A 17,161-nucleotide genomic window follows, 5' to 3' on the forward strand; every position below is an offset into this window, starting at 1 on the left:
CAATAACAAAACCGCTCCGAAGAGCGGTTTTGAGCAAGCAATCAATAAGCCGAGTTCTGTCCTGCTTTCGCAGTGGCGATTATCTTTCTAGGCGCATAGTTGCCTATACGCTCAAGCGGCACAACCCGAAAGGTAGGCGGGCAACCCTTAACCCTTTCCTATTCGGCCTTGCTCCGGATGGGGTTTACCGAGCATACATGTTACCATGTACCTGGTGCGCTCTTACCGCGACCGTTCCACCCTTACCACCCAAAGGTGGCGGTTTACTTTTCTGTGGCACTATTCCCTATGGTCACCCACGCCGGCCGTTAGCCGGCATCCTGCCCTATGGAGCTCGGACTTTCCTCAAGTCAAGTAGACTTGCAATCGCCTTTCATACTTACTGTTTAAGTCTAGCATAGACCACCGAGAGGGTCAATACCTCTCTTATACATTATAAACCGAAAGTGCTTAGACTTCAAAGAAAAAATCTCTTTGCACTTTACTTTCTATGACCTCTACTTCTTGAGTTGTGAAAATTCTTTCTATCATTCGTTTCAATACTGTTTGGCTCATGTATTCTGTACCATAATGGCCCGCATCAACAACTGTGATTCCTAATTCTTTTGCTAGTTGCATATCATGGTATTTGACATCCCCAGTAATATACACATCTGCTTTTTGCTTAGCTGCTATCTTAATGAACTCCGCTCCACTACCCGTGCATAGACCTACACGTTGAATGGATGATTGCTTAGCTCCACCCCAACGCAATGTACTATGAGGGAATGCAGATTGTAATACTTCTTTGAACTCCTCTATCGATAGTGGTTGCGGTAAATTCCCAATGCGACCAATATAGTGTGCATCATACGCATTCTCTAAGGCTACTATATCGTAGGCAATTTCTTCATACGGGTGGGCTTCTTTCATAGCCGCTAACACCTGACCCAATAGATTTTTAGGCACTACCGTTTCCACACGTTCTTCTGGCACAGTTTCAATCACCCCTACCTGACCAATGAAAGGGTTCGTCCCTTCTAAGGGCAAAAATCTCCCTTCTCCAGCAACAGAAAAACTGCAATGACTGTACGCGCCGATATGACCTGCCCCCGCGTTGCCCATAGCTTGGCGAACTTGTTCACTGTGCGTAATAGGTACATAGACAGCCACTTTATAAGCCACGTCACGTCCCGTTTCTTCTAACCCTTGTATATCTTGTAACCCTAGTCGTATAGCCACTTCGTCATTAAGCCCGCCAGCTGTAACATCCAAATTCGTATGCGCACTATACACATTAATCGTATGGCATAATAGATCTCTAATCATCTTACCTTGTATCGTATCCGTGTTGATAGATTTGATACCTTTAAAAATCATCGGATGATGTGTCACAATCGCATCTACCTGTTGCTCTATCGCTTCTGCTACTACTTCTGACGTCACATCTAATGCCGTTAACACACGTTGCACGGTTGAACTCATAGATCCCACTTGTAATCCGCAATTATCCCAAGACTCTTGCAACTGCAATGGCGCTTGACTTTCAATGGCTCGAGCAATATCTTTCATAGTTACCATATATACCTCCTATCCACCATCTCAAGGTATGATGTAACGTTCCATACTCATCAATGGTTATACTTTTTTAATGGTGAAAGTTTCACCTGTACCTATTGTAAAATACCTTGTAATGCCTTCATTTCTTGTTCCATCACCTGAATAGCATCACTAGATTTCGCTGTATCACGCATATGCTGTAGGATAGATTGCAACGTTTCAATTCTACGTTGTATGTGCTGCGTCCAAACTTCAGATTGTTCTTGTTGTAACAAAGCACCATATTCCCATAACATCGAATCTCTAGGTAGCTCATTATACACGGAAGTAGCGCCTCGTTGTACTAACCACATGTCATAATATTGGTTACCCTCTACTAAGCATGCTTCTTGGACAATACCATACCCTTGATCTACTAAAAATTGTTTCAACTCTCGTCGATGGCTTTGTGGTTGTAATACATAGGTATATAACAATTCAGGACCTACCGTAATGATGTGTTGCATCAATTCTCCGCCCATGCCGCAGATGACTGCGCAGTCTACTTCTCCTTCTTTTGTGACAGCTAATCCATCGCCTAATCTACATGTAATATAATGTTCTAATTTCCGTTCTTTTACCAATTCTTTAGCAGATTCCAAAGGGCCTTGATTCACATCAATAGCGATAACTTGTGTAGCCACTTTTTCTTCTATGCAAGCCACTGCTAAATACCCATGATCGGTACCCACATCTGCCACCGTTTGACATTGTGGAATCATATGTAATACTTGTTCTAATCGTTTTGAAAGTGCCATATCTGTAATCTTCTCTTTCATTATACAATGAACATCTATAGATAACAAAAACCATCTCACAATGTGAGATGGTTTCTTATGGTGGGCCCACCTGGATTTGAACCAGGGACCGACCGGTTATGAGCCGGTTGCTCTACCCCTGAGCTATAGGCCCTCGTTTGGTGCGGATGATGGGACTTGAACCCATACGAGCGTACGCTCACCACCCCCTCAAGATGGCGTGTCTGCCATTCCACCACATCCGCATGAGGATATGTATATGGTGCCTCAGGGCAGAATCGAACTGCCGACACACGGATTTTCAGTCCGTTGCTCTACCGACTGAGCTACCGAGGCAAATATATAAATCGATATATTTGCTTAAAAATAGGTAAAAAAAATGGCGACCCCGATCGGATTTGAACCGACGATCTTCGCCGTGACAGGGCGACATGTTAACCGCTACACCACGGGGCCGTGTACTGAGTACTTATATACTATACCATAGGTATTACATCTTGGCAATACCTATGGTCAATTATATATATTCCTAAAATGCATACTAATTCTATTAATAACAATTTGGTTTTCTATCACGAAACACATTAATTTTAGAGCGAATCTGGTCTACAATGTCTAAATCAATAGTTACTATATGAGTTTGTGGCTTTTCATCACATTCTAATAACACTTCACCCCAAGGGTCTACTACCATCGAGTGACCTGCCATTGGTAATTTACCAATAGTTCCACAACCATTAACACTACAGAAAAACATTTGATTCTCTATAGCCCTAGCTTGATTTAATATTTGCCAATGATGTAAACGTAACAATGGCCATTGAGCTGGCAAAAAGAATAATTCTATCCCTTGTAATGCTGATTTACGAATTAGTTCGGGAAAGCGAATATCATAACATGTGGCACTGGAACAAAGCACACCATCTAATGTAAAGTTATGAATCGAATTTCCACCTGTGAAATATTTATTTTCTTTGGCAGGACTGAATCCATGCATCTTATCATACGTAGATAGCACTTCCCCTTTACGGTTGTATACATAGGTTCTATTGTAGATAGAGTCTCCTTCTTTAACAGCCACTGATCCACCAAAGATATTCACATGTTCTGATTGCGCCAATTCACCCAACAAAGCTTGCGTCCGTTGACCTGATTCATCTGCCAATGCATGTAACTCTGGACCCGTCATAAAGCCCGTATTCCAAGTTTCTGGCAATACTACTACATCAGCCCCCTGCTTAGCCACAGCTCGCACCTTCTCCATTAGAGTCTCAAAATTTTTATCCACTTGTCCAATCTCTGTAGCCAATTGAACAATGCCTACTCGCAACTCTTTCATCATTCCTCCTAAATGTGCCAAGCCATATGATCAGTAAAGTCATTTGGCTCTAATGGCAACGCATGCCGTCGTGGTACATAGGATCCTTTGTCAAAACGATCTACTTTAGGGCGACGATATATAATATGCTCTGGTTCCGTTTCAAAAATGATCACATTCTTTGGTACATCTCGTTTAATGACCAGATTACAGCCTATTTTTGAACCTTTTCCTACCGTAATATCACCTAGCACTTTTGTGCCTGCACCGATAAGCACATCATCTTCCACCGTAGGATGACGTTTTATCTTACGAGAATCCATCCCTCCAAGAGTCACCCCATGAAACAGTGTCACATTATCTCCTACAATAGCAGTTTCACCAATGACAACCCCCATACCATGGTCAATAAATAAGCCTTTACCAATTTTCGCACCTGGGTGAATTTCTATGCCCGTTACTCGACGTGCATGTAATGCTACTCGCCGGGCCAAAGTAAACCAACCTTTTCGATATAGACGATGCGCAAAAAAATGCCAAAATAATGCTGTTATATGAGGATATGTCCACACTACCATATACCAAGAGGTAGCAGCTGGATCAGATTGTAATACACGCTGTATATTGTATCGAATAGAATTCCATACCTCTCTCATAAATTCCTCCCTATACACAGATAGCATGGCCTAGACCATGCTATCTTTTGTATCACAATCGATTAAGAATGAATCCAATCTACACTTTCAAATTGAATCATAGATAGATATTTTTCTACTCCATCTGGAGCTACCACGACAACGTCTACATCTGGGAATTTACGACCATATTGACGAGCCACAAAAATCGCAGCTGCTGATGAAATACCAATACCAATACCAGTTTCACGCATGAAGTTAGCTACTTCTTCGATGGCATCTTCATCGGTTACTGTTTGTACTTCATCCATCAAAGAAGAGTCGAAGTTTTCTGGAATAAATCCAGCTCCAATACCCTGAATTTTATGAACCCCACCAGTACCGCGAGAAATAACTGGAGAGCCTTCCGGTTCTACGGCCACCGCTTTAATATATGGGTGTTGCTCTTTTAAAGCTTTTGTTACACCTGTGAAGGTGCCACCTGTACCAATGCCAGCTACGAAGATACCTACGTTAGGCACATCGCGCAAAATTTCTTTCGCTGTTGTTTCATAATGTGCATGTGGATTTGCTGGGTTAACAAATTGCCCCAAAGTCACTGCATTAGGATAGTTATCAAGAATTTCTTGTGCCTTTCCAAGAGCACCTTTCATACCTAATTCTTTTGGAGTTAAAATTAATTGTGCTCCATAGGCTTTAATTAATTCACGACGTTCCTTACTCATACTTTCAGGCATAATAATGATTGTTTTAATGGACAACATAGCACCTAGCATAGCTAAAGCAATACCGGTATTACCACTTGTGGCTTCTACAATAATAGTATCGTTTTTAATTAAGCCTTTTTCTTGCGCATCTTGCAACATACCAAGAACAGCACGATCTTTTACACTGCCACCGGCATTGTATTTTTCTAATTTCACATATACATTAGTATCTGGAATTCGATAAATTGGTGTGTTTCCAATTAAGTCAATTGCATTTTTTACAACAGCCATACTTATTCTCCTCTACTTAGACTTCAATATAAAACACTTAATTTTATTCCTATTCTATAGATAGGATTTGATTTTGTCAACTACATTCTTCTCAAAATTTTACTTATTTTGATTGAAAGCCACCATGCCCCATACGAATGCAATCTTCTTTTGTGATTCGTACATCTGCTAATAAACGTGGCGTTATCACATCAAAAGCGCTCGGATTATTGTACAATACACCACCTGGTACCCCCAGTACTGGCGTACTATCTTCCAAATACGCAATGCACACCATCGAGCCTGGCAACACTGGTAGCCCATAAGTAACTACTTCTTTCGCACGACGTGCAATGGCACCTGGAGTTAAATCATCAGGATCTACACTCATACCACCCGTGCAGAATATAATCTCTGCCCCTTGGGACTTTACTTTGTCTATGGCCTCCACAATTTGATCTGTATTATCTGGCACAATTTCATGAGCTACCAGTTCCACACCATAATCCGCTACACGGTCTTGGATAACCGCTGTGAAAGCATCTTGAATGCGCCCTGCAAAGACTTCACTACCTGTAGTAACAATACCCATTTTTTTACGCACAAATGGATAGACTTGTAAGATAGGCTCCTTACCTTCACGTAATCGTTTCGCTTCTTCTAACTGCCATGCTTCTAATAATAATGGAATACATCGCATACCTGCTACCGGTTTCCCAGCTTTTACAGGTGTGCCGTGTAATCTTGTAACAATGGTCAACTCCCCAATACTATTGATCTCATGCAATCCTTCCACATCCACGGTCAATACACCATCATGATTTGCCAAGGCTTCAATTTTGCCTTGTTGTACTGGGGTAGGGCTGAGAGATGGATGTTCACAAAAACGATATAATTCTTCTGCTACTTGCTCCTCATGAACCAAATTATAGTCGGATTCTTCCATTACATAAATATGCTCTTTTCCTAATTGCAATAATAATTCCACATCTTCCGCTCTGATGATGTGTCCTCGTTTAAATGGTGTGTCTTTTACTTCTCCAATGACGATGCGCACAATATCGTGGCATAGTGCTTGACCCACTGCATCTTTTACATGTATTTCTTTCATTCTAGTATCCCCACATTCGTTTACCAATGGTGAAAGCTAGCCCGCACAGGCCATACCCAACCAATACCTGTCCACCCATGTAGGATAGCATATACCACAAACCTTTCTCTTGCAGCATATATCCTTCAAAGATAAAGGTAGAAAAGGTTGTCAGCCCACCTAAAAACCCTGTAATACATAACAGTTTAACCCAAGGTGACACATTAGGTTGTCCTTCAATATATGCCATGCTCAATCCAATAAACATGGAACCTATGATATTTACTAGCACCGTTCCCCAAGGATACAGTGTTCCTTTCGTGACCATATACTGTCCAATGCCATACCGCGTCATGGCACCAATAGCCCCACCAATAGCCACTGCTATATATACATTCATAATCAAACTCCTTTATTCCTTTATTATACACCACCCTAAGCGGATTATATACTAAACCGCGAATTTTTCTCTCTCGATTTATATATAAGTTGTTATAGTTACACCCTATATTAGAAGTACCCACTATTTTTTTCACTATATGTCGTACCAACATTGTACACACATGACATCTCTCATGTAGCATAAGCTAGTACGTATACTAGATTCATACACGCTCCATACCAATATAACTCCTACTACGTGTTACAGAGAGCTTATCTATAAGAGCTATACTAAAGAACGCCCACATAGACTACCTAGCTCAACTACTTTGATACAACAAAAAAGAACTGCCTATTTCTAAGCAGTTCCTTTATATACATTAGTTTCCAGGATTTTTTACTAAATCTTGACCCGCAATACCAGGGCGCGTCATTTCTTTCGGAGAAAGAATATAATCCATTTCTTCTTTCGTTAACAATCCTTGTTCTAGAATGATTTCCTTTACGCTACGGTCAGTTTCCAACGCTTCTTTTGCCAAAGCAGAGGCATTTTCATAACCAATATGCGGCAACAAAGCTGTTACGATACCAACAGAACGTTCTAACCAATATTCGCATTGTTCTTTATCCACTTCAAGGTCAACTAACAATTTATCTACAAATGTGTTGACCGCATTTTTTAAGTAGCACATAGAGTTGAACAAGTTATAAGCAATCACTGGTTCCATAACATTTAATTCGAATTGTCCATTTTCTACGCCAAGAGAAATTGTCAAATCATTACCGATAACTTGGTAACAAGTTTGGTTCAATACTTCCGCAATTACTGGATTTACTTTGCCTGGCATGATGGAAGAGCCCGGTTGACGTGGAGGTAATTTTAACTCACCAATACCACAACGAGGGCCAGATGCCATTAAACGGAAGTCATTAGCCATTTTAATTAATACTAGGGCTGTTACTTTCAATCCAGAAGAAATATCCGCAAATACATCTGTATTGTTTGTAGCATCAATTAAGTTGTCCGCCGTAATGAACGGTTCTCCTACCACACGGGATAATTCATCTACAACAGCTTTGATATACGTAGGCTCTGCATTCAAGCCTGTACCCACAGCAGTAGCTCCCATATTCACAGTATGTGCTTCTAACATAGCAGATTTGATACGACGAATACCACGGCGCACGCCAGATGCATAAGCACCCATTTCTTGACCTAATGTAATTGGCACCGCATCTTGTAAATGAGTACGACCCATTTTTAAAATTTCTTTATACTCTTCAGCTTTTTTATCTAGTTCATCTGCTAAACGACGAAGTGCCATTAATAAAGGCTTACTTTTCATAATCGCACATACTTTGATAGCTGTTGGGAAGGTATCATTTGTAGATTGTGCCATATTCACATGGTTATTCGGAGATACGATGTCATATTGACCTTTTTCATACCCTAAAATTTCCAAAGCACGGTTCGCTAATACTTCGTTCATATTCATATTAAAAGAAGTACCTGCTCCTCCTTGGATAGGATCTACAGGAAATTGATCATTGAAATTACCACGTACCACTTCATCTGCAGCACGACTAATCGCTTGACCTATTTTTTCATCTAAACGACCAGTACTCATATTCGCTAAAGCACAAGCTTTTTTTACCATAGCCATAGCTTTTACGAAATCTAAGTCAATTTGTTTACCTGTAATAAAAAAATTTTCAATACCACGTAATGTTTGTACCCCATAGTACAACTCATCGGCTAATTCTAATTCACCTAGAAAATCATGTTCTTTTCTCATAGTATACCTCATTTCATATAATATCATGTGTATCTACTGTATAAGCTTTGTGTATATGATATACCTGTATTATATCATGTATCTTGTATACAAAATAGGTGCATGCTTTCTAGTTCCGAATAATGCCTCCTTGTATATCTAATAAAATAACTAAAACTCATAGCAATCATTAATTTTATTCATTTTTATATATTTCTATAGACTATATAAGAATATATATGATATAAAATTTATGTTGTAAATACATCCAGTTCTATATGACAAGGACCCTCTGCTATATAGGAAACATATAAAAGGTAACTCCAACTACACTCCAGAAGAATAAATGTGGTTCCAACCGCACGCAAAAAAGCCTGAAAAGTGGTGCCAACCAGGAGCCAACGAACTCAAACTATACCCTTTTAAACCCCTTTTAGAAAACAAAAAACCCAGTAACTAAGTTAGCTACTGGGCTTATATTTGTATTGAATTATTCTGCTGTGAATGGCAACAACGCGATAGCACGAGCACGTTTAATTGCAAGTGTCAATTTACGTTGATGTTTAGCACAAACACCAGAAATACGACGTGGAAGAATTTTGCCACGTTCAGTCGTGAAACGACGAAGTTTAGCAATATCTTTGTAGTCGATTTGATCAGCATGGTCAACACAGAAGTTACATACTTTTCTTCTTGGTTTTCTGCCTCTATCTCTTCTCATTGAGAAACCTCCTTTGATATAGTTGTGGAGTTCTTAGCTTAGAACGGAATTTCTTCACCTGCGCCTGCACCGGAACCTGCACCAAAATCATCAAAATTGGATGCACCACCGTCAAAGGCATCAAATGATTGCGTATCTAAGGCTTGTCCCACGAAATTAGCAACTACTTCTGTTACATATCGTTTTGTACCATCTTGTGCTTCGTAAGAACGAGTCGCAATACGACCTTCTACAAAACAACGGCTGCCTTTACGCAAGTTTCCCGCAGCTTCTCCTAATTTTCCCCAAGCTACACAATTTACAAACGCTGTTTGTTCCTTAGTCTCGCCATTTTGATCCACATATGTATTGGATGCAGCTACTGTGAAAGTAGCAACAGCACGACCAGTTTTTGTGTAACGCACCTCAGGGTCACGAGCTAAATTCCCTAAAAGTTGTACAGAATTCATATCCTCAACCTCCTTAGGCTATTATTCTTCGTGTTTTACAATCAGGTGTCTAAGAACGTTATCGTCGATTTTAAGTACGCGGTCGATTTCTTTGATTTCGCCAGGAGCTGCTTCAAAGTTAATCAATACGTATACGCCATCAGTATGTTTATTTACTGCATACGCTAAACGGCGTTTACCCCAAACGTCAACTTTCTCAACTGTACCGCCAACACGAGCAATTAAAGCCTCAATTTTATCAAAAGTAGCTTTGTTTGTCTCTTCATCAGCTGGTTTCACAATCACCATGACTTCGTATTTGTTCATACAAAATCACCTCCTCTTTCGGACTAACGCCCCTATCTTACATAGGGGTAGGAAGATGCTTACCATCAATAAGCCTTATTATTGTACAACATTCTAGTCTGAATTGCAAGAAAAATATGAAAATAGACATAGTCCCCAAGGAGCCATGTCTATTTCATTAACATACTAATTATGTATATTATGCTTCTGCTTGTTTTGCTAATTTAGCGTAACTTTCAGCTTCTACTTCTTCTTGTGTTCTAAAATCTTGTGGTAATGTAGATAATCGAATCCAACTACGAATTGCCTCTACTAATACAACAAGAATCATAATAAACATAGCTACAGAGAAGGCCACTAAAATCCATTTACCAGCTGGAATATAGTTGAAGAATACGTTTTCAATATCAGCAGCGACTGCTACAATCGCCATAAGAATAGTTGGAACACCTGTTACCCAAGCATACCGTTTTTTCCCTAAACGCATGATGATTGTTGTACTTACTGCCAATGTCATCGTACCTAATAATTGGTTAGATACACCGAATAATGGCCAAATTGTGCCAATGTTGCCTTGTAATACTAGGTATCCCCACATGATACAAATCAATGCAGCACAACCATATACACCAGGAGCCCAATGTTGGTCATTGAATTTAGGCCAGTATAAGCCAAGTAATTCTTGTAATAAGTAACGACCTACACGAGTACCTGCATCAATCAAAGTCATGATGAACAAGGCTTCAAACATAATACAGAAGTGATACCAATAGCCCAATAAATGATCCATATTAGGTAGGCGAGAGAAGATATGTGCCATACCTACTGCTAAGGATACAGCGCCACCAGGACGATGCATCAAGTCTTCCCCTACTAGAGCTGATAACGCTGGTAATTCATGCACTTGAAGTCCCAAGGCTCTAAAAGATTCTGCCGTAGAGTTGATTGCAAAATAATCATCTGGATGCAGTGCAGTAGCTGCAATCATTGCCATCATAGAAATGAAAGATTCTGTTAACATACCACCATAACCGATAGGTAATACTTCTCTTTCATTTGTTAACATTTTAGGTGTTGTACCTGTTGCGATAACCGTATGGAACCCAGATAAAGCACCACAAGCAATGGTAATGAAAATATATGGGAATACAGAACCTTTCAATACAGGACCGCCACCCCAAATATATTCTGTCACTGCTGGCATTTGGATTTCAGGCATAACGATTAGAATACCAAGTGCTAAGGCTCCTATAGTACCAATTTTTAAATAGGTAGATAGGTAATCACGAGGAGCTAATAACAACCAAACTGGTAATGCTGCTGCGAAGAAGCCATAGACAGCTAACATAATTTCAATTGTTTTCAAATCATAAATAAACCAAGATGCATATTCGCTAGCCGCTACATTGGGACCATAGATAATAGCTGCAAAAATAAGACCAACCCCAATGATTGTTGCTTCTTGAATTTTTCCCGGACGCAACCATTGTAGATAAATACCAATAAAAATTGCAATAGGAATTGTTGCAAACACTGAGAAAAATGCCCAAGCAGAGCCGTGAAGCGCATTGGCTACTACTACTGCCATACCTGCTAATGTAATAACAAGCAAGAATAACGTCGCTAGCATAGCACCTAAACCTGCAATTTTGCTAATCTCTTCACGTGTAATATCCGCAATGGATTTACCATCATAACGAATAGATGCAAATAGAATAACCATATCATGGACTGCACCAGCAAATACGGAGCCGATAAGAATCCACAGAGTACCTGGCAAGTACCCAAATTGTGCTGCAATTACCGGTCCTACTAAAGGACCTGCCCCAGCAATTGCTGCAAAATGATGACCAAATGTGACCCATTTATTCGTAGGCACATAATCGTGTCCATCATTGTGAACCATAGCCGGCGTCATTCGATACTTGTCTAAAGTTAATACCTTCGCCGCTATGAATGCCCCATAAAAACGATATCCTAACATTAAGATACACGCTGAGGCAATAACTAAATAAATACCATTCATGACCATACATACACCCCCTAAATGTTGGATGAGTCACGCTATATATACCCATTCATTGCATGACATCACCCTATGATCTATGCAAAAAAGTAAATTGGTATTTCTGATTTAATTATAGTTACAAATATCATCCATGTCAATTTACTATTTCTCATAATGGTACTGATTTAGTCTTAAAGAAATCCCGTATTTACAATACATTCTAGGCTTATGAAGTTTCTTTATTCTCAATATAATAAGATTTCATGCCCTTTCAGAATGCACAAAACACCTTACATTGTATGCCCAGAACAGCTTTCCAAGTATGTTTTATAGTCATTTACAACGTTGATAAATGATTCCCGACCCATAGCTACATTCAAAGCATTTCTCCATCTTGCTGCCTCTGGCAATCCTTTGATATAAAAGCTAGCATGTGTTCGAATCTCACGAGTCGCCAAATCTACACCTTTGTAGTGGCACAACAAATCATAATGACGAATGAGCATAGCAATACGCTCCGAGCCTGTTGGATTCTGATTATACTGCCCTGTTTCTAAATAGTCTTTAATTTGACGGAACAACCACGGATTCCCCTGCGCCGCTCGCCCTACCAAGATCGCATCACAGCCGGTGTATTCCAACATCGCTTTCGCACTTTCTGGAGAGTTCACATCACCATTACCTATCACTGGAATCTGCAAAGCAGACTTCACCTCTTTAATGTAATCCCAATTGGCCTTACCACTATACATCTGTTCACGAGTACGACCATGCACAGCTACCGCAGCGACTCCTACGGATTCCATACGTTGTGCCATATCCACTACATTGATAGATGTATCATCCCATCCAAGGCGCAATTTAACAGTCACTGGAATATGTACTGCTTTCACAGCTGCCTCCGCCACCTTCATGGCTAACTTTGGAGTCTTCATTAACGCAGAGCCATCTCCAGAAGATACTACCTTTTTCACAGGGCAGCCCATATTAATATCTACTATAGGCGCTCCCGCTGCCTCTACTACTTTTGCTCCAATGGCTATGGCTTCTGGATCTGACCCAAAAATTTGCATAGAAACAGGCTGTTCTACCGCTTCCATATAGAGCAATTCTTTTGTATGTTCATTATTGTATTTAATCCCCATGGCACTCACCATTTCCGTACACACGAAAGAGGCTCCCATTTCTTTTGCTAATAAGCGATAGGACACATCGCTAAATCCAGCCATGGGTGCTAACCCAATACGGCCAGGAATTATGACATGTCCTATGTGCCAGGATGTATTATTGATTTCTTTCATAAATAAGTCGTAATCCTTCTAATGTCATCATTGGATCAATATGGTCAATCACATCAGTTTCAGCACTAATGAGAGGCGCTAAGCCTCCAGTGGCTACCACTTTAGTGTCCTCTGGCATTTCTCGTTTCATACGAGCTACAATGCCTTCCACTTGTCCAACATATCCAAATAATACGCCTGCCTGCATAGCACCAACTGTGTTGCGACCAATGACAGGACCAGGATTTTTAATTTCAATTCTTGGTAACTTAGCAGTGCGACCAAACAGGGCTTCTGCAGAGATGCCAATACCAGGAGATATAGCCCCACCTAAGTATATACCACCGTCTAATACAGCAGAATACGTCGTCGCTGTGCCAAAGTCAATGATAATTAAGTTTCCACCATACTTTTCATAAGCAGCCACCGCATCTACAATTAAATCGGCTCCTAGTTCACGAGGGTTTTCGTATTTAATAGAAATACCTGTTTTAATACCAGGGCCTACGAATAATGGTTTTTTGTGAAAATAGCGCAAACACACACGCTCTAACGTAGGGTTCAACGGAGGTACTACAGAAGAAATAATGACAGCTTCCACATCCTCTTTATTCACCTTTGGATCATGAAGAAATAAATTGCTCAACAACATGCCATATTCATCAGTAGTTCTCCCACGATCTGTAGAAATGCGCCAATGAGCCATAATTTCTTTTCCCTCATATACGCCTAATACGATATTCGTATTCCCTACGTCTACAACTAATAACATCTTAATATCCTCCTCCAGTGGAGCGTATAGACACATCTCCTGCTATGATACGTTCCTCTCGTCCATCCTCTAATTGAACGATCAAATTTCCATCTCTATCTAAATCTTTAGCATACCCTATATAATCTTTATCTGGCGCTTTTACTACTACTTCTTTATATAAAGTTACACTATACTCTTTCCATTCTTCCAAAGTAGAGTCAAAGCCTTCTTGACACACCTTTTCATACTGATCCTCTAAGGCTTTTAAAATTACAGCGAAGGCCTCTTTGCGATCTATCTCTATCCCAGCTATAGCAAAAGACATGACTTTATCTTTCAGATCCTCGCTAACTTCTTCTATCGTCGTATGCGTATTGATGCCAATCCCTAAGACAATATAGTTAATCTCTTCCATAGTGCCATTCATTTCTGTTAGAATACCCACCATTTTACGAGACCCTACCAATATATCATTCGGCCATTTGATGCCCGCCTCTGAAAGCCCCAAGGTGCGGAATGCTTTCACTAAGGCAACTCCTGCCATTAAAGTACATTTTGACGCTTCCATAGGTAAGAACTTGGGTCTTAGAATTAAGCTAAACCAAAGCCCTTTCCCATAGGGAGAATACCAACCTCTAGATAAGCGACCACGACCGGAAGATTGTTCTTCTGCACATACCACTGTACCTTCTGGAACTCCATCCATAGCCAAGGCCTTTGCGATACTATTTGTGGAATCTAACCGTTCTTCATATACATAATAACGGCCAAAGGATTTTGTTTGTAATACCCCTTCCATCTCTTCAGGACTAATCAGATTCGGCTCTTCTAGCAACCGATACCCTTTTTTTGTAAAAGATTCTATCACATAGCCTCGTTTACGTAGTACTTCTATATGCTTCCAAATCGCTGTACGTGACACCTGGCAAGCCTCTGACATCGCTTGTCCAGATACAAATTGATCTCTGTTTTCTTTTAAAAAGTCTAGTATTTCATCTCTCACGGCTTGTCGCCTCCTTACCTTTATCGAGGTTTACAATACGATTGTACAGAGGTCCTACATAAAAAGCAAGTCTTTTCTAAGCAATTCACCATCCATAGCTATGCCAATTTGGTACACCTACAAAAAGGGATCTCATAATACACCTTGATTAAATCTAATATGCACAAAAGGTACCTTCCCCTAGGGGAAGATACCTTCCTATTAGCATCTTAGATTATTCTTTTGATACATCAATTTTATCTGGCATCACGATACCTGCCACTTCTAGAGGAGTTTTCTTACTATTCTCTTCCTCTTCTGCTTTTGCTTGTACTTCTTCTGGACTTAGTAAAGTACCATAGCGATACAAGTTTTCCACTTGCTTAGCATCAATTGTTTCTTCTTCTAATAAAGCTTTCGCCATATTATGTAAGAAATCAATATTTTCTGTTAACAAGTTCATTACATCACCGTATGCTTCTGCTACAATGCGATGCATTTCATTGTCAATTTTTTCAGCTACTGCTTCACCATAATTACGTTCAGAGCCTAAGCTTTTACCTAAGAAGACTTGTTCTTGATGTTCACCAAATACCAATGGTCCTAGCTCATCACTCATACCCAAACGAGTAATCATTTCGCGAGCAATGTTCGTCACCATTTGTAAGTCTCCAGAAGCACCACTACTGATTTCTTTCAGTACAATCGCCTCTGCACAACGTCCACCTAAAGCCACGCGAATCTGTGCTAGCAATTGGGAACGTGTCATATAGTTTTTCTCTTCTTGTGGAAGCATCATAGTGTAACCACCTGCGCTACCACGAGGAATGATTGTTACCTTATGAACTGGATCTGCATTGGGCCATAAATGAGCTACAATGGCATGTCCAGATTCATGGTAGGCTGTCAATTCACGCTCTTTTTCACTTACCACATGACTTCTGCGCTCAGGACCATAGCTTACTTTCTCACTAGCCTCTTCTAAGTCATGCATGGAAATGGATTTGCGATCTTGACGAGCTGCTAACAACGCTGCTTCATTTAATAAATTGCTCAAATCAGCACCAGTAAAACCAGGTACTTTTTTCGCAATCGTTTTTAAATCCACATCTGGATCCAACGGTTTATTACGAGCATGAACTTGTAAAATTGCCTCACGACCACGAAGATCTGGACGACCCACTGTCACTTGGCGGTCAAAACGACCTGGACGTAATAAAGCTGGGTCTAAAATATCTGGGCGATTTGTAGCCGCAATGGTAATAATACCTTCATTGGCACCGAAACCATCCATTTCTACCAACAATTGGTTCAAGGTTTGCTCGCGTTCATCATGACCGCCACCAAGACCTGCACCACGTTGACGACCTACTGCATCAATTTCATCGATGAAAATAATGCATGGTGCATTTTTCTTAGCTTGACTGAATAAGTCCCGCACACGAGAAGCACCCACACCAACGAACATTTCTACAAAGTCAGATCCACTAATGGTAAAGAATGGAACTCCTGCTTCCCCTGCTACAGCACGTGCTAACAAGGTTTTACCTGTCCCTGGAGGGCCAAACAATAGGACCCCTTTAGGAATTTTAGCGCCGATCGCATTAAATTTACCAGGATTACGTAAGAATTCAACGACTTCTTCCAATTCTTGCTTAGCTTCATCTGCACCAGCCACATCTTTAAAGGTCACATTAACTTTACCTTCTCCCTGCATTTTAGCACGAGATTTGCCAAAGTTCATGACGCGACCAGATCCACCTTGTGTAGACTGCATCATAAAGAACCAGAATCCAATAATCAATACAATTGGTAAGGCAGATGTTAATAAGCTAACCCACCAAGCTGGTTGCTCAGGTGGTTGCGCCGTTACATCCACACCACCTTCAGACAGTTTTGCAAAAATACCTGCATCACTTGGTGCATAGGTAGCAAATTCTGTACCAGATTTTAATTTACCTGTAATAGAATGATCCCCTGTAATTGTGACACTCTCTACATTTTTTCGTTGCACCTCTTGTAGGAACGATGTATATGTAATTTCTGATTTATTTTTTGTACCTTCAGAAAAAGAGTTAATCGCTGCCACTGCTGCAACAATTATCAACAAATAGAGGAGTACGTTTTTTAAGCCTCGCTTCAAATTTTTCTCCTTTCTCATCTATAATCT

16 protein-coding genes, 4 tRNA genes and 1 other RNA gene are annotated in these 17,161 nt (G+C 40.3%); all 21 read right to left on the bottom strand.

What is annotated here, in order from left to right:
• Positions 1-29 precede the first annotated feature (29 nt).
• Positions 30-383: RNase P RNA component class A (gene rnpB / locus EO113_RS03480), an RNA gene on the bottom strand.
• A gap of 67 nt (positions 384-450) precedes the next feature.
• A complete protein-coding gene (locus EO113_RS03485) occupies positions 451-1,560 on the bottom strand; it encodes a Nif3-like dinuclear metal center hexameric protein (protein WP_127135569.1) in 1,110 nt (369 codons plus the stop codon).
• A 92-nt stretch (positions 1,561-1,652) separates the two neighbouring features.
• Positions 1,653-2,357 (bottom strand): class I SAM-dependent methyltransferase, encoded by a 705-nt coding sequence (locus tag EO113_RS03490; RefSeq protein WP_127135570.1) that lies wholly within the window; start codon positions 2,355-2,357, stop codon positions 1,653-1,655.
• Between the two features lie 58 nt (positions 2,358-2,415).
• Positions 2,416-2,490: transfer RNA gene (locus EO113_RS03495), tRNA-Ile, on the bottom strand.
• A 5-nt stretch (positions 2,491-2,495) separates the two neighbouring features.
• Positions 2,496-2,581, bottom strand: a tRNA-Leu gene (locus EO113_RS03500).
• Positions 2,582-2,596: 15 nt separating this feature from the next.
• Positions 2,597-2,672: transfer RNA gene (locus EO113_RS03505), tRNA-Phe, on the bottom strand.
• Between the two features lie 44 nt (positions 2,673-2,716).
• Positions 2,717-2,792, bottom strand: a tRNA-Asp gene (locus tag EO113_RS03510).
• A gap of 94 nt (positions 2,793-2,886) precedes the next feature.
• Positions 2,887-3,675, bottom strand: a complete 789-nt coding sequence (locus tag EO113_RS03515; protein ID WP_127135571.1) for a carbon-nitrogen family hydrolase — start codon at positions 3,673-3,675, stop codon at positions 2,887-2,889.
• An 8-nt stretch (positions 3,676-3,683) separates the two neighbouring features.
• Positions 3,684-4,310, bottom strand: coding sequence for a serine O-acetyltransferase EpsC (epsC, locus tag EO113_RS03520; protein WP_009353111.1), 627 nt, complete (start codon positions 4,308-4,310; stop codon positions 3,684-3,686).
• A gap of 62 nt (positions 4,311-4,372) precedes the next feature.
• Positions 4,373-5,287, bottom strand: a complete 915-nt coding sequence (cysK, locus tag EO113_RS03525) for a cysteine synthase A (protein ID WP_009353107.1) — start codon at positions 5,285-5,287, stop codon at positions 4,373-4,375.
• A gap of 103 nt (positions 5,288-5,390) precedes the next feature.
• Complete coding sequence (locus EO113_RS03530) at positions 5,391-6,377, bottom strand: molybdopterin-binding protein (RefSeq protein ID WP_127135572.1); 987 nt, start codon at positions 6,375-6,377, stop codon at positions 5,391-5,393.
• A 1-nt stretch (position 6,378) separates the two neighbouring features.
• On the bottom strand, positions 6,379-6,756 hold the full coding sequence (locus tag EO113_RS03535) for a CrcB family protein (protein WP_009353071.1): 378 nt from the start codon (positions 6,754-6,756) through the stop codon (positions 6,379-6,381).
• 361 nt (positions 6,757-7,117) lie between these two features.
• Complete coding sequence (locus EO113_RS03540; protein WP_009353123.1) at positions 7,118-8,533, bottom strand: aspartate ammonia-lyase; 1,416 nt, start codon at positions 8,531-8,533, stop codon at positions 7,118-7,120.
• Positions 8,534-9,002: 469 nt separating this feature from the next.
• On the bottom strand, positions 9,003-9,233 hold the full coding sequence (gene rpsR, locus EO113_RS03545; protein WP_009353119.1) for a 30S ribosomal protein S18: 231 nt from the start codon (positions 9,231-9,233) through the stop codon (positions 9,003-9,005).
• 38 nt (positions 9,234-9,271) lie between these two features.
• Positions 9,272-9,682, bottom strand: a complete 411-nt coding sequence (locus EO113_RS03550; RefSeq protein ID WP_009353084.1) for a single-stranded DNA-binding protein — start codon at positions 9,680-9,682, stop codon at positions 9,272-9,274.
• Positions 9,683-9,703: 21 nt separating this feature from the next.
• A complete protein-coding gene (gene rpsF / locus EO113_RS03555) occupies positions 9,704-9,988 on the bottom strand; it encodes a 30S ribosomal protein S6 (RefSeq protein WP_009353064.1) in 285 nt (94 codons plus the stop codon).
• Positions 9,989-10,166: 178 nt separating this feature from the next.
• Positions 10,167-11,999 (bottom strand): carbon starvation protein A, encoded by a 1,833-nt coding sequence (locus tag EO113_RS03560; RefSeq protein ID WP_009353099.1) that lies wholly within the window; start codon positions 11,997-11,999, stop codon positions 10,167-10,169.
• Between the two features lie 266 nt (positions 12,000-12,265).
• On the bottom strand, positions 12,266-13,276 hold the full coding sequence (gene dusB / locus EO113_RS03565; protein ID WP_126940723.1) for a tRNA dihydrouridine synthase DusB: 1,011 nt from the start codon (positions 13,274-13,276) through the stop codon (positions 12,266-12,268).
• Positions 13,260-14,027 carry a type III pantothenate kinase gene (locus EO113_RS03570; protein WP_009353081.1) on the bottom strand — a complete coding sequence of 256 codons (768 nt, stop codon included), beginning with the start codon at positions 14,025-14,027 and terminating at the stop codon, positions 13,260-13,262. The genes dusB and EO113_RS03570 overlap by 17 nt, the downstream gene beginning before the upstream one ends.
• A gap of 1 nt (position 14,028) precedes the next feature.
• Complete coding sequence (locus EO113_RS03575) at positions 14,029-15,012, bottom strand: biotin--[acetyl-CoA-carboxylase] ligase (RefSeq protein WP_127135573.1); 984 nt, start codon at positions 15,010-15,012, stop codon at positions 14,029-14,031.
• A 214-nt stretch (positions 15,013-15,226) separates the two neighbouring features.
• Positions 15,227-17,134 carry an ATP-dependent zinc metalloprotease FtsH gene (ftsH, locus tag EO113_RS03580; RefSeq protein WP_126940725.1) on the bottom strand — a complete coding sequence of 636 codons (1,908 nt, stop codon included), beginning with the start codon at positions 17,132-17,134 and terminating at the stop codon, positions 15,227-15,229.
• Positions 17,135-17,161 lie beyond the last annotated feature (27 nt).

It is taken from the genome of Veillonella sp. 3913, assembly GCF_003992235.1.
Classification (GTDB): domain Bacteria; phylum Bacillota; class Negativicutes; order Veillonellales; family Veillonellaceae; genus F0422.

Coding starts and splice junctions, on each gene's coding strand:
- EO113_RS03485 (WP_127135569.1), bottom strand. CDS start 1,560: ATGGTAACTATGAAAGATATTGCTCGAGCCATTGAAAGTCAAGCGCCA.
- EO113_RS03490 (WP_127135570.1), bottom strand. CDS start 2,357: ATGAAAGAGAAGATTACAGATATGGCACTTTCAAAACGATTAGAACAA.
- EO113_RS03515 (WP_127135571.1), bottom strand. CDS start 3,675: ATGAAAGAGTTGCGAGTAGGCATTGTTCAATTGGCTACAGAGATTGGA.
- epsC (WP_009353111.1), bottom strand. CDS start 4,310: ATGAGAGAGGTATGGAATTCTATTCGATACAATATACAGCGTGTATTA.
- cysK (WP_009353107.1), bottom strand. CDS start 5,287: ATGGCTGTTGTAAAAAATGCAATTGACTTAATTGGAAACACACCAATT.
- EO113_RS03530 (WP_127135572.1), bottom strand. CDS start 6,377: ATGAAAGAAATACATGTAAAAGATGCAGTGGGTCAAGCACTATGCCAC.
- EO113_RS03535 (WP_009353071.1), bottom strand. CDS start 6,756: ATGAATGTATATATAGCAGTGGCTATTGGTGGGGCTATTGGTGCCATG.
- EO113_RS03540 (WP_009353123.1), bottom strand. CDS start 8,533: ATGAGAAAAGAACATGATTTTCTAGGTGAATTAGAATTAGCCGATGAG.
- rpsR (WP_009353119.1), bottom strand. CDS start 9,233: ATGAGAAGAGATAGAGGCAGAAAACCAAGAAGAAAAGTATGTAACTTC.
- EO113_RS03550 (WP_009353084.1), bottom strand. CDS start 9,682: ATGAATTCTGTACAACTTTTAGGGAATTTAGCTCGTGACCCTGAGGTG.
- rpsF (WP_009353064.1), bottom strand. CDS start 9,988: ATGAACAAATACGAAGTCATGGTGATTGTGAAACCAGCTGATGAAGAG.
- EO113_RS03560 (WP_009353099.1), bottom strand. CDS start 11,999: ATGGTCATGAATGGTATTTATTTAGTTATTGCCTCAGCGTGTATCTTA.
- dusB (WP_126940723.1), bottom strand. CDS start 13,276: ATGAAAGAAATCAATAATACATCCTGGCACATAGGACATGTCATAATT.
- EO113_RS03570 (WP_009353081.1), bottom strand. CDS start 14,027: ATGTTATTAGTTGTAGACGTAGGGAATACGAATATCGTATTAGGCGTA.